Below are 25,993 nucleotides of genomic sequence, written 5' to 3'. Positions count from 1 at the left end.
GGGCGTCTCATCCGCCAACGGATCAATGGGAAAAAGCGCGCGATGATGCGTGAGCGTTGCAGCCGCGCGTCAGGCCTTGGCAAACGCCGGTACGTCCGGCCAGAACACACGGGCTTTTTCGCTCACGTCGTCCGGGTCGCCCGTCGTCAGCAGCGTTAGTTTTCCGCGTTCATCGCGGTTCAGATAATTCGATCGCCGCGCCAGATAATCCTCGAAGCTATCGGCGACGACCTCCGGCTGCGAAAGAATGCGCGTGAACGGCGGCAGATATTTCCGAAACAGATGCTCGACGAGAGGAAAATGCGTACACCCGAGAATGGCGCGATGCGGTGGCATCTCTCCGTTGTTCGCAAGCATGGCTTCGACACCCTCGCGAACAAGCGCGTCGAGTTCGGCTTCCGGCCGCTTGTTCTCGATCGCCCCCGCAAGCTCTGAGCAGATCTGCTGCACCACCGTCACCTTCGGACAGCGCTTGCGGATCTCTTCCGGATAGACGCCCGACGTGATCGTCCGCGTCGTCCCGAAGACGGCGATCGTGTCGGTATTGTATTTCTGCGGATATTGCGGCGACGTCACCGCCCACGGAGTCTGCGTCGCGCCCTCGACCGTCGGCGCGACGATGCCGAGGACGTTGTGACCTGCGACCCAGCGGCTTTGCGGCAGCCAGTCCTGCTGCAGCCGCCGGAGCGCCACCGCCGTCGCCGTATTGCAGCCGAGAAGCGTCAGCTTCGCTCCGCGCGAAAACAGCTCTTCGACGCACGCGCGCGTGTAACCGACGATGTCTTCGGAAGGCTGATTGCCGTAGGGAACGTGCGCGTGATCGGCGAGATAGACGAAATCGACGGTCTTGAATCGCTCGACGAGTGCGCGAAGCACCGTCAATCCGCCCAGCCCTGAATCAAACACCCCGATCATGCCCGGAGTGTTTGCGACGCCCAATTGTGGACGTCAACAGGCTCCGCGCATTACTCCGCCGCGGCGGAAGGCGAAGCGCTAGCCGCGGGCTTGGCCTCGGCGTCCTGCTCCTTGAGGCTTTGGAGCGACGGCATCGACACGGTGTTATAGCCGCAATCGACGAAATGAACTTCGCCCGTCACCGCTCCCGACATCGGCGAGAGCAGATAAAGCGCCGAACCCGCAACATCGTCGAGCGTCGGCGTCCGCTGCAGCGGCGAGTTATCGCGCTGGAAATTGAAGATCACGCGCGCATCCGAAACACCAGCGCCGGAAAGCGTGCGCATCGGTCCAGCCGACAGCGCATTGACGCGAATGCCCTGCGGGCCGAGATCGGCCGCGAGATAACGCACAGAGGCTTCGAGCGCGGCTTTCGCAACGCCCATGACGTTGTAGGACGGAACCCAGCGCGTCGCGCCGCCATAAGACAGCGTGATGAGCGAACCGCCGTTCGGCATCAGTGCTGCGGCCCGCTTCGCGATTTCGGTGAACGAGAAGCATGAGATCACCATCGAATTGATGAAGTTCTCGCGCGTGGTGTCGGCGTAGCGGCCGGCCAGCTCTTTCGGATCGGAATAGGCAAGCGCATGGACGATGAAATCGATGCTGCCCCATTCGCTCTTGATGCGGTCGAAAACGCGGTCGACGCTTTCGATATCGAGAACATTGCATTCCTCGATGATCTTCGACCCGATCGACTGCGCCAGCGGCGCGGCGCGGCGGCCAAATGCGCCGCCTTGATACGTGAATGCGAGTTCGGCGCCCTGTCCCGCAAGAACGCGGGCAATGCCCCACGCGATCGAGCGATCATTGGCGACACCCATAACGAGGCCCCGCTTGCCGGCCATGATCGGACCTGGCTTAGCGATATCGAAGTCGGTCATAGGAAGCCTCGTTTTGTCACCAAATGTACGCCCGCGTACGTCAAACCAACCAGCACCGCGTTTATATACTCTCATAGCCCTCGACCGTCCGCCGCTACGCACTCCTAGCGGCGACCAGGAAAGCTTCGGTTAATCAGGCATCATGCCGGCAGAAGATGAGAGTGGCATTGGTGCCGCCGAAACCGAAGCTGTTCGACATCACACAGTTAAGGCTTGCGTTGTCGATACGACTGCGAGCGATTGGCACATCCGCGAAGGCTGGGTCAAGTTCGTCGATATTGGCGCTTTCGCAGATAAAGCCGTTGTTCATCATCAGAAGCGAGAAAATCGCTTCCTGGACGCCGATGGCCCCAAGAGAGTGTCCGGTTAAGGATTTGGTAGCCGAGATCGTCGGAATTTTGTCCCCGAAGACGGCGCGGATCGCCTCGATCTCCTTGGCATCGCCCACCGGCGTGCTCGTCCCGTGCGGATTGATGTAGTCGATGGCCGGCAAGCCGTTGCCGTCGAAGCCCTGGAGCGCCAGCCGCATGCAACGTTCCGCGCCTTCGCCCGACGGTGCGACCATATCGTAGCCGTCCGACGTCGCGGCATAGCCCTTCAACTCGCCATAAATCTTGGCACCCCGTGCCTTGGCATGCTCAAGTTCTTCAAGCACCACGACACCGGCGCCGCCCGCGATGACGAACCCGTCACGGTCCTTGTCGAACGGCCTGCTGGCCCGTGTGGGCGTGTCATTGAAGTGCGTCGACATGGCGCCCATGGCGTCGAACAGGTCTGAAAGCGTCCAGTCGAGTTCCTCGCAGCCGCCAGCGAACATCACGTCCTGCTTGCCCCATTGGATCATCTCGGCGGCATTGCCGATGCAATGAGAACTCGTGGCGCAAGCCGACGCGATCGAATAGTTCACGCCCTTGATCTGGAACGCGGTCGCGAGCGCCGCCGATGGACCCGAACACATACCTTTCGGCACCTCGAACGGCCCGATCTTCTTCGGGCCGCCGGATCTGAGCGTCGTCTCCGCCGCATCCACAATGGCCCGCGTCGACGGCCCTCCGGAGCCGACAATCACGCCGGTGCGCTCATTCACCACGTCCGACGGCTCAAGGCCCGCATCGCGAATGGCCTGATCCATCGCAATCCAGTTCCAGCCGACGCCCGCGCCCATGAACCGCTTTGGCTTGCGCGGCACCATGACCTCCCAGTCGATAGCGGGAGCACCATGGACCTGGCACTTGAATCCAAGCTCAGCATATCTCTCGGCACGAGAAATGCCGGACTTCGCTTCTCTCAGCGAAGCAAGAACTTCCTGAGTGTTGTTCCCGATCGAGGAAACAACGCCCATTCCAGTCACAACTACGCGCCGCATGCGCTCCTTCACTCCCGCGGTTCCTGCTGCCCACCCGCCTTTGGCAGCGGGCCCTATGCGCAAACGCTTAAGGACCTTCGCTCGACTTGAGTAGGACCCTCAGGTCCTTGGCTGTGTATATCACTTCGCCGTCGGCTTTCAGGACACCGTCCGCCTCGGCGAGCTTGAGCTTTCGGGCAATGACCCGCTTGATGTCTATGACATATTCGAGCTGCTTTACGTCCGGCGTCACTTCACGCATGAACTTCACTTCGCCCGCGCCCGATGCCCGGCCCTGCCCCGTAAGTCCAAGCCAGCCCAGAAAAAAACCGGTCAGCTGCCACAGCGCATCGAGACCAAGGCAGCCCGGCATCACCGGATCGCCCTTGAAATGGCAGGCAAACAGCCAATCGAGGCGCTCGTTCCCAGCCACCTTCAGTTCGGCGACGATCAGTCCTTTGCCGTGCGCGCCGCCGGTTTCCGAAATCTGCGCAATTCGGTCCACCATAAGCATCGGAGGCAGCGGCAATTGGGCATTTCCCGGCCCGAAAAGCTCCCCGCGGCCGCAGGCAAGTAGATCGTCGAATTCGTAGCTAGAACGGCGTTCCGCCATGTATCCCCTCGTTTCATGGCCGATGGAGGCGAGCTCCCTCACAAGAAGCTCCGGCGCTCAAGATCAGCGCGTCCTAACACACGCCCGCCTCGTCGCCTAGCACGGCCAGCCGGTGCGTGTACCAGGGCCTCCCGCAGGCTTAAAGCTCGTTTTCGACGCAAGTTGCGGGTTTTCGAGCAAGAGACTATAGTCGCACCGATAAGCACGTTGCGTCGCAGGCAAAATGCCGTCGGTTCAACGTGGGGGCGTCAACACGGTTCTGCAAACGGAAATGTCCGAGAAATCCCCGATCGCGATGGAAATTGAAGCGCCGATGACCACCTCCGAGCTGCTCCGAAAGTCGGGTTTGCGCCCGACCAGGCAGCGCATGACGCTCGGTCGGCTATTGTTCGAAAGCGGCGACCGCCACGTCACCGCAGAGCAGCTTCATGCCGAGGTCGCGGGCCTCGGAGAGCATGTCTCGCTAGCAACCGTCTATAATACGCTGCACCAATTCAAACGCGCCGGGCTGCTGCGCGAATTGGCGATCGAAGGCTCGAAGGCCTACTTCGACACCAACACCTCGAACCACAATCACTTTTTGCTCGAACCGCACGGCGAGCTGATGGACATTTCCGGCGACGCGATCTCGGTCGAAGGCCTTCCCGAACCACCCGAAGGCATGAAGATCACCCACGTCGATGTCGTCGTGCGCCTCGCTAAGATTTGAGCGCAATATATCCAACTAGCGATCAAGCTTGATCGCCGTATTATTTGAACGTCTCGCCTTCGTAGACGCCCCAGAGCTTCTTCTGCTCCACGTAGCCGCTATACTGGTCGACGGTCACGCGGCACCAGCGTCCGTCACATGAGTGCAAATCAGCGATCACTCCAGCTTCGACATTAGCGACAACGCCCGAGCGCCCGCTGTCGCTGGCCATGATCGGCACGAGCGGCGGCGTAGACCCCGATTTCCGCTCCCACGGCAGCACCAGCCCCGTCCGCCGCCCGGATAGCAGCGACTGCAGAACCCAGCCCGTCGCGCCATCGGAATCGCGCACCTGCCGCCACGTTTCGAATTCCTTGATGACCTCGACCGGCAATCCTGCGCGCCGATACACCCAACCCGTCGGATAATCGGTGCCGGGGCCGTTCCTGAGGTTCACCCGATCGGACTTGAGGCTGACGAATCGCGGCACCGGCAAGCCGCTCCCGACGATGGGCGGCGAATCGTCGGCCAGCGCCGGGACGCCGGCGCTGAACACCGCAACGGCGGCGAGGCCTAAGGCGGCCGCGAGCCCCAGCCCCACAAGCCCAAACTTGGCGCGCTTCCGATTTGTGGTGGCGAATTCAGTCATTTGGAACAGCTCGTAGCCCCCGCGTTCGAGCATGGATCAGACGATGTGCCCGACAAAAGGGCATCTACTATTTGATTTCAGGACTTTGTCTTCGCAAAGGCCATCTGATAGACACGGGGCCGCACTTTCTCAAGCGGCTCAATCATCTCGTCTAGAGTGCCGCGTTTTTCAAGCAACGGGAAACGAATGCCGACGTCCCCCAAGAAACCCATTGTCGTAGTCACACGCAAACTTCCCGACGTCGTCGAGACGCGGATGTGTGAACTCTTCGACACACGCCTGAACATGGACGACTTGCCGATGAGCCAAGCGCAGCTCGTCGAGGCCGTGAAAACTGCCGACGTTCTTGTTCCGACCGTCACCGACCGCATCGACCGTGCCGTGCTGACCCAGGCTGGGCCGCGCCTGCGCTTGATCGCGAACTTCGGCACCGGCGTCGACAACGTCGATCTCGACACCGCCCGTAACCGCGGCATCCTCGTGACGAACACGCCCGGCGTTCTGACCGAAGACACCGCCGACATGACGATGGCGCTTATCCTCGCCGTTCCGCGCCGCCTTGCGGAAGGCGCCGCCTACATGCGCGACCCGCAGACGAAGTGGACCGGTTGGTCGCCGACGTGGATGCTCGGCCATCGCATTTTCGGCAAGCGTCTTGGCATTATCGGCATGGGCCGCATCGGCCAGGCCGTCGCCCGGCGCGCAAAAGCGTTCGGTTTGCAGATTCACTACCACAACCGCCGCCGGGTGCTCGAAGAGGTAGAGGAAGAGCTGGAGGCGACCTATTGGGAAAGCCTCGACCAGATGCTGGCGCGGATGGACATCGTCTCGGTGAACTGCCCGCACACGCCCGCGACCTACCATCTGCTTTCGGCCCGTCGCCTGAAGCTCCTGAAGCCGTCCGCCTATATCGTCAACACCGCACGCGGCGAAGTCGTCGATGAAAACGAACTCGTGCGGCTTCTCGAATCGGGGGCCATCGCCGGCGCCGGCCTCGACGTGTTCGAGCACGAACCGGCGGTCAACCCGCGCCTGCTGGCGTCCGACCGCGTTGTCGCGTTGCCGCACATGAGTTCGGCGACGATCGAGGGCCGCATCGACATGGGCGAAAAGGTCATCATCAACATCAAAGCCTACGCCGACGGTCACGCCCCGCCCGACCGCGTCCACCCGGCGATGCTCTGAACGCGAACGCGCGGGCGGCTTATGATCCGCCCGCGGCTATCGCATCGTTCCAAATCCGCACCGTCACCGCGACATAGAACGTTAGCATCGCGACGTAACCGCTCGTCAGCCACGCGGACTCTCCGCGCGTCAACAACGTCGGCTTGTGCAGCGTGCTCGTCCTCATCGACAGAACGCTCGGCGCGATCAGCAAGATGAGAGCCATCAAGAGATAGTCCCGGATAACGCCTGCGAGACCCAATCCGAGCAGCAACGTCGCGCCATGAACGGCCCGCGCTCCTCGAGGTGGCAGCCGCGACGTCAAAGCCTGAAGCACACGTCCGCCGTCGAGCGGCAGGATCGGAAGCAAGTTCAGACCGTTGACCGCCGCGCTGATCAAAGCGAGATCCGAAAGGAAGGGATCGCCGTTCTGCAACGAAAGCCACAAGAAGAGCCCCGTCGTCAGCATGCTTGCCCCGGGCCCCATCAGCGCCACGAAACCTCGCACCGCCTCGGTTTTGCCAAAGCCGTCGCCGACGGCAACGCCGCCGAAAAACGGAATGAAGTACATGCCGCGCACGGGAATGCCGACCCATCGCATGGCAATGACATGTCCGAGTTCGTGCAGGAACACGACGACGATGAGCATCGCGGCAATCGACAGATCGAAAATGGCAGAGAAGCTCGCGTACGTCAGCGCGCCCGTTAGCACCGCGCTTTTCACCTGATCGGTCCAATCGCGACGGCGACGGCCGGCACGAACCTCCGCCGTGCGCTTCAGGCTGTAGAGACTGCGCAGCACGGTCAGCGGCATCAAGAACCGCGTCGAAAGCTTGGTATGCGTCAGCTCGCAGCATTCGCTGATGACCGATTGGCGATCATCGCCCGATACCACAACGGCGCCGATATAGTCTTCGCCGAACCGGTAGATCGGATCGCATTCATCCATCAACATGCGCAGCGTCAAAGCCTCTCCGGGCGTTTCCGCCAGAATCTCGTAGGCGAACTTCAGCCGCCTGTCGCCATAAAGGCAAAACCCCGTGAAAACGCCCGGCCGCGCCGGATCGGGATCGGTATCAAGCTCCATCGGCGGCGAGCTTTCGAGCTTGATCTTGTTGGCCGAGGCGACAGCCCACGCGATGGCCTTCGGCGCATCGACGGGCCGTGAAATCTCATAGATCCGCCGCGTCGTGCCCGCGAGAATATCGACCGGCACCCGCAACAGCTCTTTGATTAGAAAGAAGAGATTTTGCAGGAGCGGCAGCACCCCGATGACCTCGCCATTGAAGCACGTCCTATTATCGCGAGCCGGGATCGATGCGCAATGAAGTCGGCAGCCCGTGTCTCTATCGCGATAGGATCATTCCGCCGCGCACGCCGGATTTTGCGAAGGTCGGTGGGACGAAAGATCGACGATCGTCGGATGCCGCCCGGACAGTGGATTATCCGGATCCCATTCGATCGAGACGATCTCGAATCTCGTCGCCAGCGCGTCGTAGATCAAAAGCCGTCCGGCCAAGCTTTCGCCGAGCCCGAGAATTTCCTTGATCACTTCCGTCGCCTGCAGCGTCCCGACAACGCCAGCCACGGGTCCAAGCACACCGACTTCCTCGCAGTTGGCGACGAGCCCGGCTGGCGGCGCTTCCGGAAACACGCAGCGCAACGTCGGATAAGGATTGCCGGAGGAATCTTTCTCATGCGGTTTGAACGTCGAAACATAGCCATCGAACGATCCGAGCGTCGCATAGACGAGCGGCCGCTTCGCGAGATAGCACGCGTCGGAAACGAGATAACGCGTCGCGAAATTATCCGAGCCGTCCGCGACGATATCGTAGCGCGAAATCAGCGCGATCGCATTTGAAGCGTCGATCCGCTCAGCGTGCGTTTCCACGGTGACGAGCGGATTGATGCGCAAAATCGTATCGCGTGCGCTCTCGACCTTCAGCCGGTCGGCGTCTTCGGTCCGATGCGCGATCTGACGCTGAAGATTGTCGATTGAGACGCGATCGTCGTCGACGATTCCGATTCCGCCAACGCCCGCCGCCGCGAGATAAGTGACGACCGGCGAACCAAGTCCGCCGGCACCGATCACGAGAACGCGCGCGCCCTTGAGCTTTTGCTGTCCAGGCGCGCCAACATCACGCAGCACGAGGTGGCGCTTGTAACGCTGCACCTCTTCGGACGTGAGTGTCGCCATTTCGAACCTCTCGGACGTTCAGCTCCGCGGCTGCGGATCGACGAAGAGCTCGCTGGAATAATACCGTTCCGCCGACGACGGCGCGAACGTGACGATCATCTTGCCGGCGAATTCTGGCCTCTCGGCAACCGTGATCGCGGCCGCGACGTTGGCGCCTGTCGAAATGCCGCCAGGAATACCTTCGACCTTCGCAACGGTACGCGAAACTTCAAATGCGGTGTCGCTCGAAACCGTCACGACTTCATCGATCAAGTCCCTGTCGAGATTGCCCGGAATGAAGCCTGCGCCGATGCCCTGAATCTTATGCGGGCCACGCGGTTGACCGGAAAGAATGGCGCTGGTCGTCGGCTCGACTGCGAAAATCTTCAGGCCCGGAATGCGCTTCTTCAGCGCCCGGCCGACACCCGTCAACGTTCCACCCGTACCGACGCCAACGACGATCGCATCGACCTTGCCCTTCGTATCATTATAAATTTCTTCCGCCGTCGTCTTTTCATGCACGAGCGGATTTGCCGGATTGTCGAACTGCCCAGGGATCACCGCATCCGGCAACGTCTTCGCAAGCTCTTCGGCTCGCGCAACGGCTGCCGGCATACCGCCCGGTCCGGGCGTGAGTTCAAGTTCGGCGCCAAGATGCGCAAGAATTTTACGGCGCTCGATCGACATCGTCTCCGGCATGACGAGGATGAGGCGATAACCGCGTGCCGCCGCGACGAACGCAAGACCAATGCCTGTGTTGCCCGAGGTCGGCTCGATGAGAACCGTCTTGCCGGGCTTGATGCGGCCTTCCGCTTCCAGCACATCGATCATCGCGACACCGATACGATCTTTCACCGACGACAGCGGGTTGAAAAACTCAAGCTTCAGAAGAATGTCGGCCTTGAGCTTCGCGGCTGCCTTGATGTTCGACAGGCGCACCAGCGGCGTATGCCCGATCGTTTCGGTGATGCTGTCATAGACGCGGCCGCGCCCCCAGCTCTTCGTGGCTTCGAGTGTCTTGATCTCAAGAGTCTCTGTCATGACCTGTCTCGGGTTTCCCTGGGGCTTTTGTATGCACCGACTAAATATAAGCTCGTTTCTGGCAGGTTCGAGTACCACCCTCAAGAGGCGATGCGCCCGCACAGGGGCCCATAAGCATTGCATCTTTTCTGCTTAACGCGGACGCGCGCGCTTACTCGCAGGAGATTTCGTTTGCGCCTTGCCCCGCTGGCTGGCAACGGCTTTCTCCTTCGCAGTCTTTCCTTGGGATGGCGTCTCGCCAACGCCTGTCGATCCGAAACCGCCCGCTCCCCTTTTTGTCGCCGCGAGTTTTTTGACCTCGCGCAGTTTTACGCGTGCGACGGGGGCGATGATCATTTGCGCGATGCGCTCACCCCGCGCCACCACGAACGGCTCCTTGCCGAGATTGATCAGAATGACGGCGACCTCGCCACGATAGTCGGCGTCGATCGTGCCGGGACTATTGAGAACCGTAACGCCGTGCTTGATCGCAAGCCCGGAGCGCGGCCGCACTTGCGCTTCCATGTTCTTCGGCAGTTCGAAGCCGAAGCCCGTCGGGATCAGTACGCGAGCACCTGGCAAAATCGTCACCGTCGTCTTCGGCGCGACCGCCGCCACGAGATCGAACCCAGCAGCGTCGGGCGTCTGATAATCGGGAAGCGGAAGTCCATCTGCGTGCGGCAATCGCTTGATCTTGACTTTCATTCCGCTGCCGTCCGCTTGGCTTGCAATTGCTCGGCCGCGCGTTCCATGATCTTCCGCGCGACCTTCGCCTTACTCATTTCGGGCCAGCTTTCGACGCCGTCCGCCGTAACCACATGCACGGTGTTGTTTTCCCCGCCCATGACACCCGACGATGGCGATACGTCGTTCGCGATGATCCAATCCGCGCGCTTTGATTTGAGCTTCTTCTTCGCGTGCGCGAGAACATCTTGCGTTTCGGCCGCAAAACCGATGACGAAGCGCGGCCTATCCGGGCCGGGCTGTGCAATCGTTTTCAGAATGTCGGGATTTTCAGTCAGCGTCAGCGTCGGCGCGTTTCTGCCTTCGGCCTTTTTGATTTTTTCAGTTTGCGGCGCGACCACGCGCCAATCCGCGACCGCTGCCGCGAACACTGCGATATCCGCAGGAAGTTCTGCACGCACGGCATCAAGCATCTCCGCCGCCGTCTTGATATGAATGATGCGGACGCCGTCCGGCTCCGGCAGCGAAACCGGCCCGGTGATGAGCGTCACGCGCGCGCCCAGTTCACGCGCAGCGGCGGCAAACTCGAAGCCCTGCTTTCCAGACGACCGGTTGGCAAGATATCGGATCGGATCGATGGGTTCGTGCGTCGGACCGCTCGTCACGATGACATGCCGTCCGGCTAGAAGACCGCTGTTGGCCGTTTCGGGTTCGAGCGCGCTCTCGATCGCTTCGATGAGTTGCGGGACTTCAACAAGGCGACCGGGACCAGCTTCCCCACGCTCCGCCATTTCGCCGATCGCCGGACCGGCGAAACCAATGCCATCCGCTTTCAACTGTGCCACGTTCCGTCGGGTCGCGGGATGAAGCCACATCGCCGGATTCATTGCCGGCGCGACCAACACGGGCTTGTCGGTCGCGAGCAGAACGGCGGTCGCAAGATCGTCGGCATGACCGCCCGCCATCCGCGCCAGAAGATCGGCCGTCGCCGGAGCAACGACGATGAGATCGCTATCGCGCGCCAGCCGGATGTGTCCGATCTCGCGCTCCTCATCGAGATCGAAGAGATCGGTCAGCACGCGCTCGTTGGTAAGCGCGCCGACGGACAGCGGCGTCACGAATTGATGCGCGGCCTTTGTCATGACGGCGCGGACGCTGTGGCCGCGCTCTTTAAGGCGACGGATCAGTTCGAGGCATTTGTAGGCTGCGATACCGCCGCCGATGATCAGAAGGATGCGCTTGGGCGATGACACGACGTTCAGTCCACTTCCTGGCCGATATAGGCTTTAATTTAGCACGTTCGCGACGGCGGGGAGTTAAACAGACTTCCACGCACGTGAAACGCTCGCTGGAACCCGAGCCGAATTCTCATCAGCCGGTCTTTGGGCCTGTACAGCCACTGACGGAGACAAGTTGCACAGGCTTCGGCTTATTCGCAGTGGCGGCCGGTATCAGTGAAAAGAGCTCCGCCCAATTCGCTGTCACTCGACCAATAAGACGGCGAATTGCACCCCCTCCAGGCAGCCGAATTGATCATCGATTAGGCAGTCACAAAATCGAAATTATTTATGTCGCGCGGTGACTTGACGCAGAAGACACAATGGTACATGGTGCCGCGACTTGCGATGGCCGGGACCGGTCGCAGGGGTAAAAAAACGAATAAAGGTCCAAGTCTAGGGACGAAACTATTGGGGTGGTTCGCCGGACGAACCACCCCATTTAGATTCTGGCTTCCGCGATGCTTCTCCCCCCGCCTGCTGCTCCCCCATTTTCGTGCTGACGGCTGTTCAGCGGAGCGCAAATCCGTAATCTTCGCTGCCTTGATCGGAACGCCTTTCTAACGCCAATAGCGCGCGTTTGATGCTAAGCGGCGGACTGGGGAGAACTTTGAGAATGAGTCTGGGAGACATCGCGGGCGCAAGCCGGCCATCGGGCCGCCTTTTGCTGGCAAGTCTGCTGCTTTGGCTGATCCTGGCGGTCGCGCTGCCGCTGTCCGCATTGACACTCAACGTCGTCCGTTTCGCGGGCTTCCCCTTGGGCTTCTGGATTGCGGCCCAAGGCGCGATCATCGGCCTTGTCGCACTGGTGGCGTTCTATGCTTGGCGTGCGGGTGGCACCTCGGCACGCGAAGGCATCGGCCCGGCGCTTGTCTTCGCCGGCGAGTGCGTCGGCGCCGTCGCACTGCTGGGCTTCACCGGCTACATTGCGGCAATGGGCTATGACGGCCTGGCGCTACCGCTCGGCATGGTCGCCGGCATCGCGCTCCTCGCCATTCTCGTCGCCCCGCGCTTCGTCCTCTATCCCGTGCAATCGATCAGCGGCTTTTTCGCGCTTCGCTACGGCGGCAGCCTGACGCGAAGGCTCGCGTTTCTTATCGCATTCGTTGGAACGGGGCTTCTCCTTGCGGCCGATATCCGCGCCGGATCACTTGCCTTGCAAAGCCTGTCCGACATCGCATTGCCGCAAGCGATCCTCGCTCTCACCGTGGCGATCATCGCGATTTGGCTTGTCGGCGCACTGATGCCGTTAAAAAAATCTCGGGGCCTCGGCTTCCTCGCCGTTTGCGCCGGGTTGCTCGCGACCTTGATCGGCTTCGCCCTTTACGCCGGCGGCTCGGCGATGCCGCATCTGACGCTTGGTAGCGCCCTGCAAAGCCACGCCGACCTCAACCAGAAACTGATCATCGATCGCCTCTCGGACGTCAAATCCCTGACGCCGATGGCCTCGCCCTTCCTTCAGCTCTCGATGAAAAACTTTGCCGGTTTGCTTCTTGCAGTGGCGCTCGGCATCGTCGCCGCGCCGCACCTTCTCGGCCGCCACATCTCGCAATCCGCCGTCGCTCCGGGTGGCGCCGTCAAACGCACGGCCGCCGCCCTCGTCGCGGTCGCCATTATCATTGCCAGCTTGCCCCCGCTCGCTGTTTATAGCCGCATCGGCTTCGAACAGGCGATGACGAAAGGCATAGAAATCGCAGCTATCCCACAGTCCCTTACGGAGGCAAGCGCGCTCGGTTGGGTCAAAATCTGTGACCGGAATTTCGATGCCACAACCGACCTGGCTACCGACTGTCGGAAAATATCGGGGCAACGCGGTTTCGTGCGAATGCAGGATCTCGCGTTTACGACCGACGGCTTTGTCGTCGCCGCCCCGAAGATCTCAGGGCTAGATCCGTGGCTTGAATATCCGCTGCTGCTCGGCGCCGTGCTGGCCTCGATCTTGGCGGGCAACGCCCTCGTCTCGGGCATCATCGTCGCCGACAGCGAAGTGCGCAAGAACCGGGTCGAGCAATCATCGAATATCGACTTCCGCTCGGTGACGACCGGCGGCATCCTGATCGTCGCGGCAGCACTCGTCGCTCTCTACGCGGCCATCGGAACCGGCCTGCTCGCAGCCGAGGGATTTGCAGTGCTGGCCGCTGGCCTCTTTCCAGCGCTCGTCCTAGGCCTACATTGGCGGCACATGAATAAGGCCGGAGCGATCGCCGCGATGAGCATCGGCACTGTGGTCACCGGCGCGTATCTTCTCGGCGTGCATTTCTGGCCGGTCGAACTGTTCAGCCTGACGGGCAAATTCTCGGATGCGCTGCCGCAAGCCGCGAAGCATTTTGCCGACCTGCAGGCTGCACTCGCGGCGGCGACGACACCCGAAGCTCAAACCGCCGCCCGCGTTGCGCTGGTCAACGACGTCACGTCGATCGCCAACTGGGGCGGTCTGAAACCGGCTGCGATCACGCTTGTTTCGGTGCCTGCGGGCTTCATCGCCGGACTGCTGTTCAGCCTCCTTTTCCGCACTCGGAACACGGCCGGGGCCGCTGGCGGCCTAAGCCCGCAAGCCTGAGCCTTCGCGCCCGCCAGCGAGTCGCTTACAGTTCCGCGACGTGCCAACGTCGCGGAGCAGCCCAACATGGCAGACGAAGTCTACGATCTGCTCGTGATCGGCGGCGGTATCAACGGCGCCGGCATCGCGGCGGACGCTTCCGCCCGTGGCCTTTCCGTCCTGCTTGCCGAGGCCGGCGACTTGGCAGGCGCGACGTCTTCAGCAAGTTCCAAGCTCATTCACGGCGGCCTCCGCTACCTCGAACATTTTGAATTCCGCCTCGTCCGAGAAGCCCTCGCCGAGCGCGAGGTCCTCCTCTCGAAGGCGCCGCACATCATCCGCCCGCTGCGCTTCGTTCTTCCCCAAATCTCCGGCATGAGGTCCGCATGGATAATGCGCGCCGGTCTATTCCTTTACGATCATTTGGCCGCCCGCAAATCGCTCGGCGGCTCGCACGCGATTGACCTTCACCGCAATCCCGCAGGCCTGCCTCTTGTCCCGCAACTTTCGCACGGCTTCACCTATTGGGATTGCGCCGTCGACGACGCCCGTCTTGTCGTCCTCAATGCCATCGCCGCGCGGGAATCTGGAGCGGACATCGCAACACGAAGCCCCGTCGCCGCGCTGACAGTCGAAGACGGCCGATGGATCGCGACGCTTGGCTCTGACACAAGTCGTTATGCCGCCCGCGTCGTCGTCAATGCCGCCGGCCCATGGGTCGGAGACATCGCAAGGCTCGCATCCGCACCTCAATCTAAAGCGCCGATTGCGATCCGCCTCGTCAAAGGCAGTCACATCGTTGTCCCGCGCATTCCCGGCGCCGACGACGCTTACACTTTCCAGAACGACGATGGCCGCATCGTCTTCGCGTTGCCGTTCGAAGACGATTTCACGATGCTCGGAACGACGGAGGAAAACGTCTCCGGCGATCCACGACAAGCAGCGCCGACCCTCGCCGAAGAGAATTACCTGCTCGACATCGCAAGTCGCTTCTTTCGCGTGCCGCCCAAGCGCCGCGATATCGTCTGGAGCTTCGCCGGCGTTCGCCCCCTCGACGACGACGGTCAACGAAACGCGGCGGCGGCGAGCCGCGATTATCGGCTTGAGCTTCACGCCGATCGCACGCCGCCGATCCTTCACGTCATCGGCGGCAAGATCACGACCTATCGCAGGCTTGCGGAAGCGGCATTGGCCTTGCTGCAACCGCATCTTCCACGTATGCGGCCGGGATCGACGGCGACCACTCCGCTTCCCGGCGGCGATCTCGGCGGAAAGTCGTTCGAGCAATGGTTCGCGGATTTTACGCGCGAATACCCGGCATTTTCACCGGCTTTTCTTCACCGTCTCACGAGACGCTACGGCACGCGCGCCCACAAGCTCATCGGTGACGCTCGCTCAGAGCAAGATATGGGAGAAGACTTCGGTGCCGGCCTCACGGCCCGCGAAATTTCCTATCTCAAATTGGAAGAATGGGCGCGAACCGCCGATGATATTCTCTGGCGGCGAACAAAAACCGGCTTGCATCTCGAGCGCGACGATCAAACCTCCGCCGCCGAGCGCATCCAAGCCTGTCTCGATAAATCCTAGGACTGCGTCGGCTTACATCAATCGCCGGCGCTGAGCGCGAAGCGCGCACGTCGCCGGGCAGATCGAATCCAGACAAAGCAATTGGTTCGTCTTGCGCAGGGTAGCAGCCAGCGCCTGCGCTCCGTTGAGCGTATCGCCGATATCTTCCGATCCGATCAGTGCTGCCGCCGATGCCGTCAGCGCTTGGCGTTCGTCATGCTGGCAAGCCGCGATGATCGAGATCGCGAGGCACTCGTCGCGACAGAAGCTGCGGCTGCCCGCAGGCGAAATTTCGATGTCGCGTTGCGCATTGGCTTTCACCGCGCGAACGAACTTCGACAGATCGAGAAGAAGCGTCTTGGCGTTCTCAGGCCCGAGCATGCCGGAAAACGTGTTCCAGGCATCTTCCCAGCACTTGATATCGCCGGTCGACAATCCGGCGAGCCAACAGCGGAAACCGACGGCGACGAGCCGCTCCGGCGCGCGTGCCGGCAAGGGCACGATCTTGGCCGAGCGCACCAGTTGTCCCGAAGATGTATTCGATGCCGAATTAGCCATTGTGCGAACCCTCCGCCGAGAGGCGCGCGAGTGCGGCACATATGCTGAAGCCCGAAGCTGTTGATTGATGCGATGCGCTATCGAAAGCGCCGAAAGAAATGATCATTAACCGCTCCAATAATCGAGGTTCAAGGCCCCGGTATCGGTTGGCGCCATCGTATGGCGCGTGACGTCGCGATGACGCCATTGCGTGAGCTAACGCAACGAAAGCGGCTCGGTCAACACTTAGTAAGTGCGATCGCTCACATTAGAATTTTTATAATTTTCAACTACCTACAGGCGTCGACCGGCGTCATTTGAAACGGCGCGTGAAATCCGCAAAAAGGATCGTCGCGACGGTGCCGACCTGAGGCGCGCTGTCGATTTCGATTTCCGCGCCCATATCGCGCACGAGCGTCTCGACAAGTGGCAACCCGATGCCGTTGCTGCGGACCCAGGCAGGTTGCTGATCGGCGGCTGAGATCGATCCCGTGGCCGTACCCGAACCGGTCATTCCGCAACCCGTATCGCGCACCGCCAGAAAAACCCGGCCGTCGTCGATATGTCCGGTCGCGACGCTGACCTCGCCACCGCGCGGCGTGAACTTGATCGCGTTGGTCAGCAGATTGAGCAAGATCTGGCGTAGCGCCGTCGGGTTAGCGACGACGTGCGGCTTGCTTCCGTCGGTGTCGAAGGACAGTTTCAATCCGCAGGATTCGGCAAGCGCCTGCACGCTTGAAACGGTGCGCTCGACGATGGCGTTGAGATCGAGCGCGATGAGACGCGATACGGTCACGGCCGGTTTCGTGCGATCGGCAAGCAACGACGCGATGACGTCGATGGCATGCGTTGCGCTTTCGTGAATATCGGCCGCATAGCTCCGATAGCGCGCGTTCTTCATCTCGCCGAGTTGTTCGTCGCGCATGATTTCGGCGGCAGCGGCAATGGCGGTCAGCGGCGTCTTCAACTCGTGAGCGAGCTTCGCAAGATAGTCGGCGTCCAGCATCGCGACTGGCTTTTGCGTCGTCGCGGCCACCCCGGCCGTTTTTTTAGATGATATCGCCGCGGGCCGCCCGGACGGTGGTGGTGCCGCCGGCACATCCGGCGACGGCTGCGCCTGCGCGGACTCAGGCGAACCGATGGTATCGATCTGAAGCAACAGGACTTTCGAGCCTTTGCCTCCGCGCCTCGTGACCTTGCACCTAACGCGCTTCAACCGCCCGCTATTCCAAAACAACAAAGTTTCTGGATCGCCTTTTGCGACGCTTCCCGTGGCCGCAATCTGGCGCAGCCGCGCGATTGCCGGCATCGCCGGGTCCAGCGCGATTGGAAAAGAAGCATACCGAAAGAGGCCGAGCGCTGCGCCACCCGCCGCGTTTGCGGCCAGAATTTCAGCCGCCTCGGGGTCGAGCAAAACCGCGGCACCCACCTCGCGCGTAAGATCGAGCTGCGGAGGTTCCTCGCGGCCGGCCGGCATTGCGGGTCTAGCGGCGACCGCCATTGTTAAAGCTCGCCCGTTCCAAAGGCTTATTCGCAACGCCTCATCGTAGAGAGGTACGTGATTTGCGAGCCCCAAGAACGCGGAAACGCACGATTTTCCACTGCCATCGGCGCCAACTGCACGGATGATTGCCGACACCACGCGCTGCGCGGGCTTAAATGATTGAAAGCGAGTACGAAAACACAATCTGCGCGGGAGTTAGGTCCGGCCGCAGGCTAGGCCGCCCTGATGAGAATGGCCTGTCGCAATTTCCCCGGGTCGCGCTCACCCTGGTCCGCCAGATCGAACAGCTTTTCGATGATGTCCTCGTCCGGAATATTGAGCGACATCTGATGTGCTTCATCGATGATGCTTTTCAGCAGTTGCTGCAGCTCATCGAGCTCTTCCGAGCTATAATGACAAAGGGTCATGATTGTCCGTTTTCCCCCGAAAACAGTTCCTACGTTTCCCCACTAGCGCTGTATACTCCTATTCGGTGCTCCGGTTCCATGAATTCAGCAGGAAATGCGTCGCCCGGCTCAGACGGCCATAAATCCGGCCGTAAGCAGCGAACGAGCGATAAGTCACCCTTGACCCTTGGCCCTGGCTGTGATGGAACCAGCGTTCTCGGGCGGTCCTTCGGATCGCTCGGCGACGGGATTCATGAAGGTGCGGCGGACGCGGTGTTTGCACCTGCAACGCGCTGACCGGCCACTCTAAATTCATCCCGAGCCACATACGGCCCGTGCCGCCTTAGCTCAGTTGGTTAGAGCGCTAGATTGTGGATCTAGAGGTCCCCGGTTCAACCCCGGGAGGCGGTACCATTACAAGCAATATCTTACTGGTTTTCTTCGGAATCCATACCCCAAACAGCTACGATTTGTGACCAGCTTGCTACCGGCTGAAGGCAACCGGATCGCCTCTAGGTCAAGACGGGCGCTCGCCGCTTCGTGGCTCCGTTTCACTCACTGCGCTCGTCACCTCGCAACCAAGTGAACACGGCGCGACCGGACCGGAACCCACACCGCCATCCCTGAAGCTTGCGCATGTGGCTTTCGTGGCGGGGGGGGGGTGTGGATACACCCTATAGGAGGAGGCCGGGGGCCTTGGGGCTCAGGAATCACCCCACGACTTTTACTGACAGAAATTCCTCAGTTAGCGAGGTTGCCGAATGATGAGTCAGGTTTTGCTGACTTCAAAAGCTGCGCAGCAGTACGCAGACATCGATTTGCTTAAGCGTGACCTAGAGCACGTCATCACTTGCTGTAACTTTATGCTTCAGGCCGGACAGCCTCCCAACCTCTCTGATCCCCTGCACGTTGCGCTGATGGACTCGGCGCTAGTTCGCTACAGAAGGTGTTTCAACAGTGGCGGTAGGCAGAACATCGAACACTTAGCGAAAAAGCTCTCAGAGGGTGGTGGCATCCTACACAAGAAACTTATGGAAATCGCCAATCTGAATATCGCGCACTCGATCAATAACTTCGAAGAAAACTATGCGGTGCTGTGGGCTGATTTGGAGGCAGTTCCAATAGAAAGAAGCTCTCCGGGCACTCACGGCATGAGGACAATGGGAATAGCACTAAAAGATTTAGATGATATGAGGTCTCTAACGGGAGAGTTTATCAATCTGGTTGAGGCATGGAGACAAAAGCTAGAAAAGCTGCTGATGGCGGAAATTGAAAAAATGACCGACGACGAAATAAGAAGCCAGCCTAATGGTACAATGATTCACCGGACGCCGAACGCTTCCAGCCCCAGGAAAAAAGGGGCTGACCATCTGAAAAAATAATACGATAATTTGAAAAAGCAGGAGGCAGTGAAGTGCTCTACCAATAGTGGGATACAGTCAGTGATTAATCGCTTGAAGGAATAAGGTAGCCCACCATTTCTACCCGATGAAACTTTGTAGACGAGAAAAAGCCCGGCATGGCCTCTGAGAAATCGCCCGACCAGAAACCCAAACACGATCTGACGTCACGCCGCGCGTTCCTGCTCGCGGCCTACATTTTTGCGCTGGTCGTTCTCGTCAAACTCTATTGGCCGGGCTGGCCCTTTCCAGAAAAGCCGCATCCGGCGCCAGCCCCGGCATCCGTAACGGGCTCCCAGGTCCCTCAGAACTAAGCGTGAGAGACGCCTAGTCGGCGCTATCTGGATTAGGCGGCGGATTGCTGTCTGGATCGGCGCTCGGACCCGTGAGCACGTTGACCTTATCGTCCACCGTGAATCCATCGAACTGATCCTGCTCGTCGTCAGACGCTTGGTCGCTTTGCGCGTCCGTCGGCAGCGCCATGGGGTCTTCGTGCTTATTCGCGTAGGCCTGACAGCCCTCGATGAAGTCTTTCGATTTTCCCCCGCACTCGGTCGGATCTTCGATGCCCACTTCCTTGCCCCAGGCGTAACCGGCGTCACGGCTTACGCAATCGACGTCGCATGGCGGAGGCCGGCGCGCTTCTTTGGTTTCGGCGAAACCGACGGTCATCAGAAGTGCGAAGCCTGTGAGGACAGCAAAGATCGTCGTCTGATGTCCCGGCAAAATATCGCTACGCATTCCGCACCTCTGTTCGATGAGGACACGAACTTAGCAGAACGCCTCGAATTAGACAGTCCACTTCATTTCCCCCGGCGCTTCTCCAGCTTCCGGGCGAGCGTCCGCCGGTGCATGCCAAGCCGCCGCGCCGCTTCCGAGATATTGAAATTCGTCTCGACCAGCGTTTGATGGATGTGCTCCCACTCGACGGTCTTGATCGACGTCGGCCGCTCCGTCAGCGCCACGCCGGCGTCGCCCTCGGTTCTACCGAACGCATCTTCGATATCATCCGAACTCGACGGCTTGACGAGGTAATGCCGCGCCCCGAGCTTGACGGCCTCAACCGCCGTCGCGATGCTTGCAAACCCCGTCAACACCACGATCACGATCGACGGGTCATGGGCATGGAGAGCCTCGACGCACGTCAGCCCTGACGCCCCGGCGAGCTTCAAATCGACGACCGCGAATCCGGGCGTCCGCGCCTGCAAGATATCGCTTAATCCTTCCGGCCCCGCAGCATGATCGACATGATAGCCCCTGCGTTCGAATGAGCGCTTGAGCGTCGCGGCGAAAGCAGCGTCGTCTTCGATGATGACCAGCGTCCGGATGCCGTCCTCCATCAGAGCGAGCTCCCAGATCGGGTTCCAAGTGCTAGGGCTGAGAGCGGCAGCTTGAGTGTCACCGATGCTCCGCCTTCCGGAAGGTTGACCGCCGAGACGCCGCCACCAAGTTTGCGTACCACATTCACAACGAGGAATAACCCTAGCCCGCCACCGGGCTTGCCCTTGCTTGATTGATAGGGCTTTCCGAATTGCGCGAGCATTTGCGGTGCAAAGCCGCGTCCTCGATCCGAAATCCGAAGAACGAGCATGTCGCCGTCGCGCGCAACCTCGACACCAACCCAGGCTGGCGAGGAGTCATAAGCGTTATCGAGCACATTGAAGATGATCTGCTTCAGCGTCGAATCCGAAACGATCGATAAATCCGTGCCGAAATCATTGGCGTAATCGAACGTCTCCGGCGTGCGCGCAGCGCGCCATTCGCTGATCAGTTCGTCGAAGAATGTCGCGACCGTCGTTATGCGCGGCGCTTCTCCACGCGCTTCCCCTGCCGAGAGCAAAACACCCGTTAAGATCGACTTGCAGCGCTTCACGGCGGCCTGCATCTCTTCGACCTCTTGCAGCAACTCGGCATTGTTCGCGATCACGGGCACCCGCCGCCAATCGCCGAGAATGACGGACAACGACGACAACGGCGTCCCGAGTTCATGTGCGGCGCCCGAGGCCAGCAGTCCCATTCTGACGATGTGGTCCTCCTCTGCTGCGTGCTGCTTCAGCGCCGCAAGCCGCGCATCGCGCTCGCGCAGGTTTCGCGTAATGCGCGTCACGAACGCGAAAAGCAAAGCCGCGTCGACGGCAAAACAGATGACCATCCCGACGACGTGGAGCCTGAACAGATCGACTTCGCCCGGCGGAATTTCGAGAGGGCGATAGATCTGCGTGAGCAGCGCGAAGCTCACGCAGGTCGCGGCCAGGACAGCGGCGGTCAAGCGCACGTCGAGCAGCACGGCCGCAAGCGTCACCTGCAGCAGATAAAGGAACGCGAACGGATTCATCGCCCCGCCGCTGAGATAGAGCTGCGCCGTCAGGCCGGCGACATCGAGCAGCAATGCGATGAGCAATCCCGCATCCCCGACGTCTCGCCCATCGCGCAGCCACAGAAGGCTCGCGAGATTGAGCACCACAAGGCCCGCAGCAACGCTCGCCATCGGCACCAGCGGCAGGTTGACGTGAAGAACGGCCGCGACGAAGACGATGGTCGCTATCTGCCCGGCAACCGCGATCCAGCGAAGCTGGATCAGCAGCAGCATGTTTTTTACGCCTGCGGAATCGCCCGACCGCGACACTCGCGCCAGCGCGGGATCGATATCGACCTCCGGGCCGGGAGAGCGTTCGCCTCGGTTCAACATGAGAAGATTGCTGTGTCCTACGCTGTTCGGCCCGTGGCCCTTGCCGTCCGCCGAATGCGAACCTCCTCGATCGCGAAACGGATCAAAGCTCCGGCAAGCATCAGCGCCAGCGCAAACCACGTCAACGCGTAGACAAGGTGGTTGTTCGGAAAGTTGACCACGGTCAATCCGCCAATGGGATATCCGCCCGGGTTCGCCGCCGCGTCGGCGTCGATGAAATAGGGGGCATAGTTATCGAGGCCGCGCTTGATCGCAATCGCATCGACATCCCGGGAAAACCATCGGTCCGCCGAAATATCGTTCCCGCGCAGAAAAGCGCCCTTGGGCTCCGTCATGCGGAGCACGCCCGTCACGGTCACCTCGCCGCCGGCCTCGCCTGCGGCACGCGTATCCGGCGCTTTCCGATCCGTCGGCACGAAACCGCGATTGACGAGAACTTCGAACCCAGTCGGGGTCTTCACCGGCGTCAAAACCCAATAGCCCGCGCCGGCGTCGGTCACGGCCGTAACGAGCGTCTCGCGCTCATGAAGGAAATGCCCCGAAACAGTGACGCGTTTGTATTCATCGTCCTGGATATCGATCGCGGGCCAGTCGGCGGGGCCGGGCGCCGCGACGGGAACGGCGTGGATGCGAGCGTCGACCCGGTCGATGAGATCGAGCTTCCAGCTGCGCCGCTCGATCTGCCAGACGCCAAGTGACGCCAAACCGGCAATGCCAACAAGCGCGACGAGGCTAATCAGGGTCAGCGAAAACAGCGACCGAGGCGTGGCCGGAGCATCGTTTCCGGACGCCCCAGCTGATGTCTTTCCTGCTGCTTGCCCCCCGCGCCCACCGGCGTCGGAAATCACGGCAGCTGGCTCGGATCCATCGGCATCATGTTGGAGTTGAGGTGGTACATGACCCACAGCGACCCGGTCAGCGTGATCGCCACCATCACGACGGTGAAGATCAGCGCCATCAGCGTCCAGCCCCCTTCGGAACTCGGCGACATGTGCAGGAAGTACACCATGTGGACGACGATCTGAATGGCGGCAAGCGCCAGGACAGCGATCGCCGTCGCTTGGTTGCTCCCGAGCTGGCCCGTCATGACGAGCCAGAACGGAATAGCGGTCAAAATGACGGAAAGAACGAAACCCGTCAGATAGCCCTTGAGGGTCGATTCGGGATGGCCGTGATCATTGTGATCACCGGTCTGGGGTTCGATATGCCCATGACCGCTCTTGGCGTGGCCGGTGTGCGCGTCGGTGCTCATCGCAGCACTCCCATAAGATAGACGAAGGTGAAAACGCCGATCCAGACGACGTCGAGGAAGTGCCAGAACATGCTGAGGCAAAGCAGCCGCCGCTTGTTCGCTTCTATCAGTCCGAATTTCCAGACCTGCACCATCAGCGTGATCATCCAGATGATGCCGAACGTCACGTGAAGGCCGTGGGTGCCGACGAGCGTAAAGAACGACGAGAGGAAGGCGCTCCGCTGCGGCGTGGCCCCCTCGTGGATCATGTGCGCGAACTCGGAAAGCTCGATACCGATAAACGCCGCGCCGAACAGCATGGTAATGATGAGCCACATCAGCATGGGTCGTGTTCGGTTTTTCTGCATTTCGAGCACCGCGAAACCGTAGGTGATCGAAGACAGAAGCAGCATCGACGTATTGACTGCGACGAGTGGCAGATCGAACAAGTCCTTCGGCGAAGGCCCCGCCGCATAGTTGCCGCCCAACACGCCGTACGTCGCGAAAAGGACGGCGAAGATGAGACAGTCGCTCATCAGGTAAAGCCAGAAGCCGAGCTGTGTGCTACCGCCGTCCGCGTGTTCGTGCTCGTCGGCCACGTAGAAGACCGGCTGCTCTTTCGTCGCTCCGGCATCAGCCGTTGACGCGTTCCCCGCCATTGTCGTCATCGATTATGCCCCGGCCGATTGAAGGAACTGCGTGCGCTCGCGCTCGGCATCAACGATCTGCTCGCGCGGAATGTTGAAGCTCCGATTGTAGTTGAAGGTATGCCCGATCGCTGTCGCCACAAGGGCGATGAAGCCCACCACAGCCAGCCACCAGATGTACCAGATCAATGCGAACGCAGTGACGGCGCTGATGCCCGCAAGGATGATCCCCGCGCCGGTATTACGCGGCATATGGATTGGCTTGAAACCTTCCAGCGGACGCTTGTAGCCGTGCTCCTTCATCTCCCACCAGGCATCGAGGCCGTGGACGACGGGCGTGAAGGCGAAATTGTAAACCGGCGGCGGCGACGACGTCGACCACTCGAGCGTACGGCCGTTCCACGGGTCGCCGGTCACGTCGCGAAGCTGCTCGCGATTCTTGATGCTGACGTAGATCTGCATCAGGAACGAGCCGATGCCGATTGCGATCAGGACCGCGCCGAACGCAGCGACGACGAAGTAGATCTGCAGCGACGGATCATCGAACACGCGCAGGCGGCGGGTAACACCCATCAAGCCGAGGACGTAAAGCGGCATGAAGGCGACGTAGAAGCCCGAGACCCAGAACCAGAACGACATCTTGCCCCAGAACGGATCGAGCTTGAAGCCGGTGACCTTCGGGAACCAGTAAGCGATGCCTGCGAAGCAGCCGAACACCACGCCGCCGATGATCACGTTATGAAAATGCGCGATCAGAAAGAGGCTGTTGTGGAGCACGAAATCCGCGGGCGGAACTGCAAGCAGCACGCCCGTCATGCCCCCGATCACGAACGTCAGCATGAACGCCATCGTCCACATCATTGGCAGCTCGAAGCGAATTCGGCCGCGATACATCGTGAACAGCCAGTTGAACATCTTCGCGCCCGTCGGGATCGAGATGATCATTGTCGTAATGCCGAAGAACGAGTTGACGCTGGCGCCTGAGCCCATCGTGAAGAAGTGATGCAGCCAGACGAGATACGACAGGATCGTGATGACGACCGTCGCGTAGACCATCGATGTATAGCCGAAAAGCTTCTTGCCCGAGAACGTCGCCGTGACTTCGGAAAAGACGCCGAACACCGGCAGAACGAGGATGTAAACCTCGGGATGGCCCCAGATCCAGATGAGGTTCACGTACATCATCGGATTGCCACCGAAGTCATTCGTGAAGAAGTTCGTGCCGACGTAGCGATCAAGCGAGAGCAGCGCCAGGACACCCGTCAGAACCGGAAATGCTGCAACGATCAGGATGTTCGTGCACAGCGCCGTCCAGGTGAAAACCGGCATCCGCATCAGCGTCATGCCGGGGCAACGCATCTTCACGATCGTCGCGATGAGGTTCACGCCGGATAACAGCGTCCCGACGCCCGCGACCTGTAGCGACCATATATAGTAATCGACCCCGGCATCTGGACTGTATGCGTAATTCGAGAGCGGCGGATAAGCGAGCCAGCCCGTCCGCGCGAACTCGCCGACGAACAATGATGCCATGACCAGCATCGCGCCAGCGACCGTCATCCAGAAGCTGAAGTTATTGAGAAACGGGAAGGCGACGTCGCGCGCGCCGATCTGGAGCGGAACAACGAAGTTCATCAAGCCCGTGACCAGCGGCATCGCGACGAAGAAGATCATGATCACGCCATGCGCCGTGAAGATCTGATCGAAGTGATTAGCGGGCAGATACCCCTCGTTACCGTTGAAGGCGATGGCCTGCTGCGCGCGCATCATGATCGCGTCGGCAAAGCCGCGCAGAAGCATGATGACGCCGAGAATGATATACATGGCGCCGATGCGCTTGTGATCGACACTCGTGAACCACTCGTGCCAGAGATAGCCCCACAGTTTGAAGTAGGTAATCGCGCCGAGAACCGCCACCGCCCCAATCATGACGCCGATAAACGTGACTATCAGTATCGGCTCGTGGAAGGGCAGCGATTCGAGCGTCAGCCGGCCGAATATCGCTTTCTGAAGATCAAAGTTTTCGAACATCTCTGCAAT

At 60.6% G+C, this 25,993-nt stretch carries 25 protein-coding genes, 1 tRNA gene and 1 pseudogene; 7 read left to right on the top strand and 20 right to left on the bottom strand.

What is annotated here, in order from left to right; all coding sequences use genetic code 11:
* Positions 1-69: 69 nt before the first annotated feature.
* The 4 genes from WC811_RS13270 to fabA form a co-directional block, all read right to left on the bottom strand.
* Entirely contained in the window at positions 70-915 is an 846-nt protein-coding gene (locus WC811_RS13270) for a glutamate racemase (RefSeq protein ID WP_372645295.1), read from the bottom strand.
* Positions 916-965: 50 nt separating this feature from the next.
* The gene (gene fabI / locus WC811_RS13265; RefSeq protein ID WP_372645291.1) at positions 966-1,838 is read right to left on the bottom strand and encodes an enoyl-ACP reductase FabI; all 873 of its coding nucleotides are present in this window, start codon (positions 1,836-1,838) and stop codon (positions 966-968) included.
* 133 nt (positions 1,839-1,971) lie between these two features.
* Positions 1,972-3,204, bottom strand: coding sequence for a beta-ketoacyl-ACP synthase I (fabB, locus tag WC811_RS13260; protein ID WP_372645289.1), 1,233 nt, complete (start codon positions 3,202-3,204; stop codon positions 1,972-1,974).
* A 67-nt stretch (positions 3,205-3,271) separates the two neighbouring features.
* Complete coding sequence (gene fabA, locus WC811_RS13255) at positions 3,272-3,796, bottom strand: 3-hydroxyacyl-[acyl-carrier-protein] dehydratase FabA (RefSeq protein WP_372645287.1); 525 nt, start codon at positions 3,794-3,796, stop codon at positions 3,272-3,274.
* Positions 3,797-4,067: 271 nt separating this feature from the next.
* Between fabA and irrA the strand changes: the two genes are divergently transcribed.
* Positions 4,068-4,505: an iron response transcriptional regulator IrrA gene (gene irrA / locus WC811_RS13250; RefSeq protein WP_372645285.1), complete on the top strand. Its 438-nt coding sequence runs from the start codon at positions 4,068-4,070 to the stop codon at positions 4,503-4,505.
* Between the two features lie 40 nt (positions 4,506-4,545).
* Here the strand turns inward: irrA and WC811_RS13245 are convergent, their stop codons facing one another.
* Positions 4,546-5,133: an SH3 domain-containing protein gene (locus tag WC811_RS13245; protein ID WP_372645283.1), complete on the bottom strand. Its 588-nt coding sequence runs from the start codon at positions 5,131-5,133 to the stop codon at positions 4,546-4,548.
* Between the two features lie 186 nt (positions 5,134-5,319).
* Here WC811_RS13245 and WC811_RS13240 point away from each other — a divergent pair, with 186 nt between their 5' ends.
* Entirely contained in the window at positions 5,320-6,318 is a 999-nt protein-coding gene (locus WC811_RS13240) for a 2-hydroxyacid dehydrogenase (protein WP_372645281.1), read from the top strand.
* Between the two features lie 19 nt (positions 6,319-6,337).
* On the opposite strand, the gene WC811_RS13235 is transcribed toward WC811_RS13240, so the two are convergent.
* The 5 genes and pseudogenes from WC811_RS13235 to coaBC form a co-directional block, all read right to left on the bottom strand.
* On the bottom strand, positions 6,338-7,564 hold the full coding sequence (locus WC811_RS13235) for a metalloprotease (protein ID WP_372645279.1): 1,227 nt from the start codon (positions 7,562-7,564) through the stop codon (positions 6,338-6,340).
* A gap of 93 nt (positions 7,565-7,657) precedes the next feature.
* The gene (locus WC811_RS13230) at positions 7,658-8,494 is read right to left on the bottom strand and encodes a ThiF family adenylyltransferase (protein ID WP_372645277.1); all 837 of its coding nucleotides are present in this window, start codon (positions 8,492-8,494) and stop codon (positions 7,658-7,660) included.
* Positions 8,495-8,512: 18 nt separating this feature from the next.
* Entirely contained in the window at positions 8,513-9,514 is a 1,002-nt protein-coding gene (cysK, locus tag WC811_RS13225; RefSeq protein ID WP_372645275.1) for a cysteine synthase A, read from the bottom strand.
* Positions 9,515-9,757: 243 nt separating this feature from the next.
* Positions 9,758-10,198: pseudogene (gene dut, locus WC811_RS13220) on the bottom strand (dUTP diphosphatase); the annotation flags it as partial.
* A complete protein-coding gene (gene coaBC, locus WC811_RS13215) occupies positions 10,195-11,430 on the bottom strand; it encodes a bifunctional phosphopantothenoylcysteine decarboxylase/phosphopantothenate--cysteine ligase CoaBC (RefSeq protein ID WP_372645273.1) in 1,236 nt (411 codons plus the stop codon). The pseudogene dut and the gene coaBC, both read right to left, overlap by 4 nt.
* A 640-nt stretch (positions 11,431-12,070) precedes the next feature.
* On the opposite strand from coaBC, the gene WC811_RS13210 reads away from it, so the two are divergent.
* Positions 12,071-14,014, top strand: coding sequence for a sodium/substrate symporter small subunit (locus WC811_RS13210; protein ID WP_372645270.1), 1,944 nt, complete (start codon positions 12,071-12,073; stop codon positions 14,012-14,014).
* A 66-nt stretch (positions 14,015-14,080) separates the two neighbouring features.
* A complete protein-coding gene (gene glpD, locus WC811_RS13205) occupies positions 14,081-15,580 on the top strand; it encodes a glycerol-3-phosphate dehydrogenase (RefSeq protein ID WP_372645267.1) in 1,500 nt (499 codons plus the stop codon).
* Positions 15,581-15,592: 12 nt separating this feature from the next.
* On the opposite strand, the gene WC811_RS13200 is transcribed toward glpD, so the two are convergent.
* From WC811_RS13200 to WC811_RS13190, 3 genes are all read right to left on the bottom strand, one after another.
* On the bottom strand, positions 15,593-16,117 hold the full coding sequence (locus tag WC811_RS13200) for a hypothetical protein (protein ID WP_372645265.1): 525 nt from the start codon (positions 16,115-16,117) through the stop codon (positions 15,593-15,595).
* A 292-nt stretch (positions 16,118-16,409) separates the two neighbouring features.
* Positions 16,410-17,597: a sensor histidine kinase gene (locus tag WC811_RS13195; protein WP_372645262.1), complete on the bottom strand. Its 1,188-nt coding sequence runs from the start codon at positions 17,595-17,597 to the stop codon at positions 16,410-16,412.
* Positions 17,598-17,812: 215 nt separating this feature from the next.
* Positions 17,813-18,007 carry a hypothetical protein gene (locus WC811_RS13190; protein ID WP_372645260.1) on the bottom strand — a complete coding sequence of 65 codons (195 nt, stop codon included), beginning with the start codon at positions 18,005-18,007 and terminating at the stop codon, positions 17,813-17,815.
* A 316-nt stretch (positions 18,008-18,323) separates the two neighbouring features.
* Between WC811_RS13190 and WC811_RS13185 the strand changes: the two genes are divergently transcribed.
* The 3 genes from WC811_RS13185 (at position 18,324) to WC811_RS13175 (ending at position 19,700) form a co-directional block, all read left to right on the top strand.
* Positions 18,324-18,400: transfer RNA gene (locus WC811_RS13185), tRNA-His, on the top strand.
* Between the two features lie 347 nt (positions 18,401-18,747).
* Positions 18,748-19,368 (top strand): hypothetical protein, encoded by a 621-nt coding sequence (locus WC811_RS13180; RefSeq protein WP_372645258.1) that lies wholly within the window; start codon positions 18,748-18,750, stop codon positions 19,366-19,368.
* A 137-nt stretch (positions 19,369-19,505) separates the two neighbouring features.
* Complete coding sequence (locus tag WC811_RS13175; protein ID WP_372645256.1) at positions 19,506-19,700, top strand: hypothetical protein; 195 nt, start codon at positions 19,506-19,508, stop codon at positions 19,698-19,700.
* A 13-nt stretch (positions 19,701-19,713) separates the two neighbouring features.
* Here WC811_RS13175 and WC811_RS13170 read toward each other — a convergent pair whose 3' ends face one another.
* From WC811_RS13170 to cyoB, 7 genes are all read right to left on the bottom strand, one after another.
* A complete protein-coding gene (locus WC811_RS13170; RefSeq protein WP_372645254.1) occupies positions 19,714-20,127 on the bottom strand; it encodes a hypothetical protein in 414 nt (137 codons plus the stop codon).
* A 62-nt stretch (positions 20,128-20,189) separates the two neighbouring features.
* Entirely contained in the window at positions 20,190-20,726 is a 537-nt protein-coding gene (locus WC811_RS13165) for a response regulator transcription factor (RefSeq protein WP_372645252.1), read from the bottom strand.
* Positions 20,726-22,075, bottom strand: a complete 1,350-nt coding sequence (locus WC811_RS13160) for an ATP-binding protein (protein WP_372645250.1) — start codon at positions 22,073-22,075, stop codon at positions 20,726-20,728. The genes WC811_RS13165 and WC811_RS13160 overlap by 1 nt, the downstream gene beginning before the upstream one ends.
* Before the next feature lie 17 nt (positions 22,076-22,092).
* On the bottom strand, positions 22,093-22,923 hold the full coding sequence (locus tag WC811_RS13155; protein WP_372645248.1) for an SURF1 family protein: 831 nt from the start codon (positions 22,921-22,923) through the stop codon (positions 22,093-22,095).
* A complete protein-coding gene (gene cyoD / locus WC811_RS13150) occupies positions 22,920-23,327 on the bottom strand; it encodes a cytochrome o ubiquinol oxidase subunit IV (protein ID WP_372645246.1) in 408 nt (135 codons plus the stop codon). Before cyoD ends, WC811_RS13155 begins: the two co-directional genes overlap by 4 nt.
* Positions 23,324-23,974, bottom strand: a complete 651-nt coding sequence (gene cyoC / locus WC811_RS13145; RefSeq protein ID WP_372645243.1) for a cytochrome o ubiquinol oxidase subunit III — start codon at positions 23,972-23,974, stop codon at positions 23,324-23,326. The genes cyoD and cyoC overlap by 4 nt, the downstream gene beginning before the upstream one ends.
* A gap of 3 nt (positions 23,975-23,977) precedes the next feature.
* A complete protein-coding gene (cyoB, locus tag WC811_RS13140) occupies positions 23,978-25,984 on the bottom strand; it encodes a cytochrome o ubiquinol oxidase subunit I (RefSeq protein WP_372645241.1) in 2,007 nt (668 codons plus the stop codon).
* Positions 25,985-25,993 lie beyond the last annotated feature (9 nt).

The sequence above is a fragment of the Hyphomicrobium sp. genome (assembly GCF_041659645.1).
Taxonomy (GTDB): domain Bacteria; phylum Pseudomonadota; class Alphaproteobacteria; order Rhizobiales; family Hyphomicrobiaceae; genus Hyphomicrobium_B.
Note: the sequence above shows the minus strand (reverse complement) of the source record. Positions and strands in the feature narration are given on the sequence as shown.